This is a genomic window from Streptomyces sp. NPDC001380, assembly GCF_042895785.1.
Classification (GTDB): domain Bacteria; phylum Actinomycetota; class Actinomycetes; order Streptomycetales; family Streptomycetaceae; genus Peterkaempfera.
On record NZ_JBIAWP010000062.1, the window covers coordinates 1 to 1,785 of the forward strand.

The following is a 1,785-nucleotide window of genomic DNA, read 5'->3' on the forward strand; positions in this document are numbered from 1 at the left end:
CAAGGCCGGGAAGTTAGCGTTTTCGCAGGTCCTGCAAGCACGTTGAGAGGTTGAGGCGAAAGCGCAACGGAGCTCGTTGGTACAGGCAGTCGACCAAGACAGCTTGTACGTGAGGAGCTCCGTTGCGGGTTCATTTTGCCCTGCCGTCTGCCCTGACGGCCATCACCCGTACGGTGACCGTGGCCGCGGGCCGGTTCGCGCCGGGCCATCTGGGAGAGCTGACCGCCGTGGTGCCGTTCGAGCTGGTGGACGCGGTGCTGGCGCAGACGCGGACGGTTCAGCGGCGGCTGCGTGATCTGCCGTCCCGGGTCGGGATGTACTTCCTGCTTGCGATGTGCCTGTTCCCCGAGGTCGGCTACCGGCTGGTCTGGGACAAGCTCACCGGCGGCCTGGCCGGGATGCCGACGGCCTCACCGAGCGCGAAGGCCCTGCGGGATCTGCGTCGTCGGCTGGGGGCCGCGCCGGTACGGTCGCTGTTCGAGGTCCTTGCAGGTCCGCTGGCCCGCCCGACGACGCCAGGGGTGGGCTTCGGTGCCTATCGGACGGTGTCCTTCGACGGCTGCAGCTCGCTGCGGGTACCCGATTCGCCCCGCAACCGGGCCTGGCTCGGACGCACGGCCCATCACGGCTATCCCACGCTGGAGCTGATGACGCTGGTCGAGACCGGGACAAGGTCCCTGATCGGCGCGGTCTTCGGCCCCACCGACGAGGGCGAGACCGCCTACGCCCGCCAGCTGCTGCACCTACTGCGGCCGGACATGCTGGTGCTGTGGGACAAGGGCTTGGACGCCAACGACTTCCTCGCCCAGGCCACCGCGACCGGTGCGAAGGTACTGGGCCGACTTCGCAGCAACCGGCGCACCCCGGTCCTTGCCCGTCTCGACGACGGCTCCTACCTGTCGGTGATCGGCACCGTGGGTGTCCGGGTCATCGATGCCGAGGTCGCGGTGACCTGCGCTGACGGCACCGTCTTCACAGGCTCCTACCGGCTGGTCACCACCTTGACCGACGCCCGCCGGCACCCCGCGGCGGCGCTGATCAACCTCTACCACGAGCGCTGGGAACACGAGAGCGCGTACTACGCGCTCCGCCACACGATCATGGCCGGCCGGAACCTCCGCTCGGGCGACCGACCCGGCCTCGAGCAGGAGATGTGGGCCCTGCTCACGCTCTACCAGGCCTTACGGACCGTGATGGTCGAGGCCGCCGAGTCCGTCCCCGGCACCGACCCCGATCGTTGCTGCTTCACCGTGGCTCTCCAGACCGCCCGTGACCAGGTCGTACAAGCCATCGGGATCGTCCCCGACGAGCCCGGCTCCCTCGGACTGATCGGCAGGCGGGTGCTGGACCGACTCCTTGCGCCACGCCGTCACCGGACCAGCACCCGCAAGGTCAAGTCCCCGATGTCCCGCTACAGCGAGCGACGCGACGACGGCCGCCCCGACCGGAGCCGCACCATCACCAACCTCGCCGTCACCGTCCTCGAACCCGGCCCCGAACAGCCGCCTCTGCCCAAGACCTCACGCGACGACCGCCACACCGTCCCATCCCAGCGCCGACGGCATCGCATTCTCGCCCTGCTGCAGGACGACCCGGCCCGCCTATGGAGACCCGCGGAGATCGCCGCCCACTTCGGCGACGTCACCCTGCACACCATGTATCGGCAGCTGTCCCGATGGGCCGACACCGGACTCATCCACAAACTCGGACCCGGCCTCTACGCAGCCACAGCCTGGACCTCAACCCCCTTGCCACCAGCACAAACAGGCTAACTTCCCGGCCTTG

1 protein-coding gene is annotated in these 1,785 nt (G+C 69.0%); it reads left to right on the top strand.

What is annotated here, in order from left to right:
- Nucleotides 1-140 precede the first annotated feature (140 nt).
- Nucleotides 141-1,772: an IS4 family transposase gene (locus ACFY07_RS28515; RefSeq protein ID WP_390872434.1), complete on the top strand. Its 1,632-nt coding sequence runs from the start codon at nt 141-143 to the stop codon at nt 1,770-1,772.
- The last annotated feature ends 13 nt before the right edge of the window (nt 1,773-1,785 follow it).